At 36.1% G+C, this 3,876-nt stretch carries 3 protein-coding genes, 6 tRNA genes and 2 rRNA genes; 10 read left to right on the plus strand and 1 reads right to left on the minus strand.

Annotated elements, in window-relative coordinates; all coding sequences use genetic code 11:
• Positions 1-370: 370 nt before the first annotated feature.
• The 8 genes from CS063_RS17240 (at position 371) to CS063_RS17275 (ending at position 1,507) form a co-directional block, all read left to right on the plus strand.
• Positions 371-580, plus strand: coding sequence for a hypothetical protein (locus tag CS063_RS17240; RefSeq protein WP_099450905.1), 210 nt, complete (start codon positions 371-373; stop codon positions 578-580).
• 285 nt (positions 581-865) lie between these two features.
• Positions 866-938 (plus strand) — tRNA-Gly (locus CS063_RS17245).
• Between the two features lie 6 nt (positions 939-944).
• Positions 945-1,016, plus strand: a tRNA-Glu gene (locus CS063_RS17250).
• Between the two features lie 3 nt (positions 1,017-1,019).
• Positions 1,020-1,137, plus strand: a 5S ribosomal RNA gene (gene rrf, locus CS063_RS17255).
• Between the two features lie 7 nt (positions 1,138-1,144).
• Positions 1,145-1,219: transfer RNA gene (locus CS063_RS17260), tRNA-Pro, on the plus strand.
• 32 nt (positions 1,220-1,251) lie between these two features.
• Positions 1,252-1,324 (plus strand) — tRNA-Lys (locus CS063_RS17265).
• Positions 1,325-1,331: 7 nt separating this feature from the next.
• A tRNA-Leu gene (locus tag CS063_RS17270) sits at positions 1,332-1,413 on the plus strand.
• A 22-nt stretch (positions 1,414-1,435) separates the two neighbouring features.
• Positions 1,436-1,507 (plus strand) — tRNA-Gln (locus CS063_RS17275).
• Between the two features lie 192 nt (positions 1,508-1,699).
• On the opposite strand, the gene CS063_RS17280 is transcribed toward CS063_RS17275, so the two are convergent.
• A complete protein-coding gene (locus tag CS063_RS17280; RefSeq protein WP_099450906.1) occupies positions 1,700-2,317 on the minus strand; it encodes a cytidylate kinase-like family protein in 618 nt (205 codons plus the stop codon).
• Positions 2,318-2,521: 204 nt separating this feature from the next.
• Here CS063_RS17280 and CS063_RS17285 point away from each other — a divergent pair, with 204 nt between their 5' ends.
• Both CS063_RS17285 and CS063_RS17290 read left to right on the plus strand, forming a co-directional pair.
• Positions 2,522-3,334, plus strand: coding sequence for a putative ABC transporter permease (locus CS063_RS17285; RefSeq protein WP_099450907.1), 813 nt, complete (start codon positions 2,522-2,524; stop codon positions 3,332-3,334).
• A 370-nt stretch (positions 3,335-3,704) separates the two neighbouring features.
• Positions 3,705-3,876: ribosomal RNA gene (locus CS063_RS17290) — 16S ribosomal RNA — on the plus strand; the annotation flags it as partial.

Genomic DNA, 3,876 nt, shown 5'->3' on the forward strand with positions numbered 1-3,876 from the left:
TGCCTTACTGTATAGCATGATCACTGTAGTAGGAAATTAAGAAAAAATAAAAAATAGGAACAGAATAAAGCTTCGGCTAGCAAGTAAGGGAGCTCTTCGCAAGCTTCCTCCACAGGATGGATGTAAAATCTTAGAGAAGTCCTATAGGCTGCTTTTAGGGACGTTATCACAAGTGCCTTTCTTGTGATAGGTAGGACCGTTAGCCTATTGGACTGAACTTAGATTTTACCCATCCGAGGACCGAGAAGCTGGTGAAGAGCTCCCTTACTTGCGGTCCCGGAGAACACCCCCTATCCTTTCCTTTTAGTAGTCTAATGTGTAAAACACCCCCAACAAACTGAAATTTTGTAGATTAAACGGAGGATAAGTTATGATAAAAAAATCTCTTAAAAGTGCAATGGGTATAAGTATGGGAATAACAGTTGGAGGATGTATATTTCCAAGATTATTTCTTAACAACTTATATAATGATACATGGCCATCTATTTGGAAACAAGCAATCCTTTATTTCATAGTAGGATATATTGCAGCATTTCTTGTATATTTGATAATAAATTGGATAAAATCATTATTCACCTAATTACTTGAGAGCCCTTTTTGCTTTTGTGTGTCTTACCAACCTCTCCTTAAGGCTCAGCTTACAAGTAATAGTTCTATAGAGTTAGCTTAACAAAATGAAATCTATAGTGCCATATATGTTACATAAAATCTCACAAAAACAAGTCTTAAAGGAAAAGTCGATAAAAACAAAAAGAGGCCTGGAAAAAATATAAAAAAACAGTTGACATATGTAATAATATCTTGTATGATTATATTCGTTGAGTGACACAAGCATGTCATTTGACGATGTTGTAACAAGTGCTATGCGCGAGTGGCTCAGTTGGTAGAGCATCTCCTTGCCAAGGAGAGGGTCGCGGGTTCGAGTCCCGTCTCGCGCTGTTTAAGGCCCATTGGTCAAGCGGTTAAGACACCGCCCTTTCACGGCGGTAACAGGAGTTCGATTCTCCTATGGGTCATTTGTTGGTGATGATGCGACTAAGGGAAACACACGTTCCCATACCGAACACGATGGTTAAGACTTAGTCGGTCGATGGTACTTGTCTGGAGACGGACTGGGAGAGTAGATGGTTGCCAACTTAAAAAACGGGGTGTGGCTCAGTTTGGCTAGAGCGCCTGATTTGGGTTCAGGAGGCCGCAGGTTCGAGTCCTGTCACCCCGATTTTCCTTTTAATAAGGGAAATCATTAGATGTGGGTCACTAGCTCAGTCGGTAGAGCACTTGACTTTTAATCAAGTTGTCCCGGGTTCGATTCCCGGGTGGCTCACTTATATGCGGGCGTGGCGGAATTGGCAGACGCACTAGACTTAGGATCTAGCGCCGCAGGGTGTAAGGGTTCGACTCCCTTCGCCCGCATTTGTTTTAAGTTATATAGTGAAGGGTTATCGCCAAGCGGTAAGGCACAGGATTTTGATTCCTGCATTCCAAGGTTCGAATCCTTGTAGCCCTGATAAATTTAGCTGGTTTGATAGTAGTCATTTATGGACTGTCAAACCAGCTTTTTTATATTTTTAGGAGCTTAATTGGATTTTTGAAAATATGGAGGAAAAGTAGGATAGTAAAATATAAAAAGTGCAGCTGTGATTCTTTATAGAATACATCTGCACTTTTTTAAAGCAATTTTAAGTTTGTAAGAGAAAGATTATTGACGTTTGGCTATAACATCTTTGATAATGTCTACACAGTTGTCTAGACCAAGTACAGAGCTATCTAGGCAGAGAGTGTAATTAGTTGCTTTACTCCATTTTTGACTAGAATAAAATTCATAGTAAGTAGCGCGTTTTTTATCTGTCTTGGCAATAATAGATTCTGCTTTATCAGCAGGAACACCATAGTCTCTAACTGCACGATTTACGCGGTCTTTAAAATCACCATGAACAAAGATATGAATACAGTTAGGATTATCTGCTAAAATATAATCCGCACATCTTCCTACAATTACACAAGAACCTTCAGTAGCAATTCTTTTAATAGTATTCGTTTCAGCAATGAAAAGTTTGTCTGTAAGAGGCATTTCAGAAAGTGTTGATATACGACTTCCAAAAGTGTTGATGCCCATGGCTAAGGAATAAAGAAAACTACTAGAAGCTGTTTCGTCAATATTGGCAAAAACTTCTGGGCTCATACCATGTTCTTTGGCTGCGAGTTCAATGAGTTCTTTATCATAAAAAGGGATATTTAAATCTTCAGCTAGCTTTTTGCCGATATAACGTCCTCCACTTCCAAACTGTCTTCCAATGGTTATAATGATCTTATCCATAGTAGTGCCCTCCTATTTCTATAGGTTATATAATATTAGACTATGCTAAATTGTAAAATTTGTCAAATTAAAATACATTAATTCTTAATGAGTTTATGATAAATAGATAAAAGAGGTCTAAAAAGTGAGAAACTTTATAAAATAGAAATAAAGTAGTGTAAAAGCAAGATAGCCTTAAGACATAAATTTTAGAGGAGGAAAAGTATGACGGGGGATTTTTATATAGATTTTTTATATTTGATAATATATAGTTTTTTAGGATGGATAGCAGAGGTTATATACTGCTCCATTCCCAATAGACATTTTATTAATAGGGGATTCTTAAATGGACCCCTATGTCCTATATATGGTTTTGGAGCATTATTGGTTATTACTATTTTAAAACCTTTTTCTTATCATGTGCTTCTTGTTTTTATAGTAGGATTAGTATTAACAGGATTGTTAGAATATATAACAAGCTTTGTGATGGAAAAGCTTTTTCATGCAAGGTGGTGGGATTACTCAAAGAGGAAGTACAATATTAATGGAAGAGTTTGTTTATTAAATGCCTCTTTGTTTGGTGGGCTTTGCGTAGTGACACTATTTTTTATACATCCTTTAATAGAGCAACTGGTTGAAGCATTATCCTATATAGTAGTACAAACATGCGCTATTTTATTTATTATTATTGGAACTGTAGACTTAACCCTTACAGTGCAGGTAGTCTATAATTTAAACGAAAAACTTGAAAAATTAAAAGAGCTTTCTATTGAAATAAAAGAGCATTTAGATGAAAAACAACTTTATATAGAAGAAAGATTAGAGGATCGAATTATACTCTTGCGTCAAAATATTCAAGAGAACAAAATAAAATCTAAGGGATTGAAACGTTTGTCGGAAGAGTTTCATCAGATACAAGAAAATACTCGATTTATACATAGGCGGCTTATTAAGGCCTTTCCTAAGATGGAATCTAAGAAATTTCAGATGCAATTAAAATTTATACAAGCAGCTATTAAAAATAAGCAAAGAAAATAACTTTTTTAGATGAGGAATAGAAATAATTATGCATAAAATAGGAAGTAACTACATAAAATATAGGATGTTTAACACAAGGAATCTCGTATTATCAACGCTTTGAAAAAAGAAATGGTATATTAGGTGAAAAAAGTAAAAAAAATCAAAGAAAGTGTTGACATATGTAGAAAAGTCGTGTAATATAATACGAGTTGGTGGCAATAAACAAGCCTAAACAGCTAAGTCTTAGAGACTAGTAAATTAGTAAATGAACATTGAAAACAAAATAGTAACCATAAAACCAGTCGATTCATGAACTTAACTTTAAGTTCAGTGAGTACTATAAAGTACTAAGTAATAAGTCAGCAACTTAGGTTGCATGGACAAACTTTTTTATGAGAGTTTGATCCTGGCTCAGGATGAACGCTGGCGGCGTGCTTAACACATGCAAGTCGAACGAAGCTAAGGGAGCTTGCTCCCAAAGCTTAGTGGCGGACGGGTGAGTAACGCGTGGGTAACCTGCCCTATAGAGGGGGATAACGTTCGGAAACGAACGCTAATAC

It is taken from the genome of Sporanaerobium hydrogeniformans (assembly GCF_002735925.1).
In the GTDB taxonomy this organism is placed as follows: Bacteria; Bacillota; Clostridia; order Lachnospirales; family Cellulosilyticaceae; genus Sporanaerobium; species Sporanaerobium hydrogeniformans.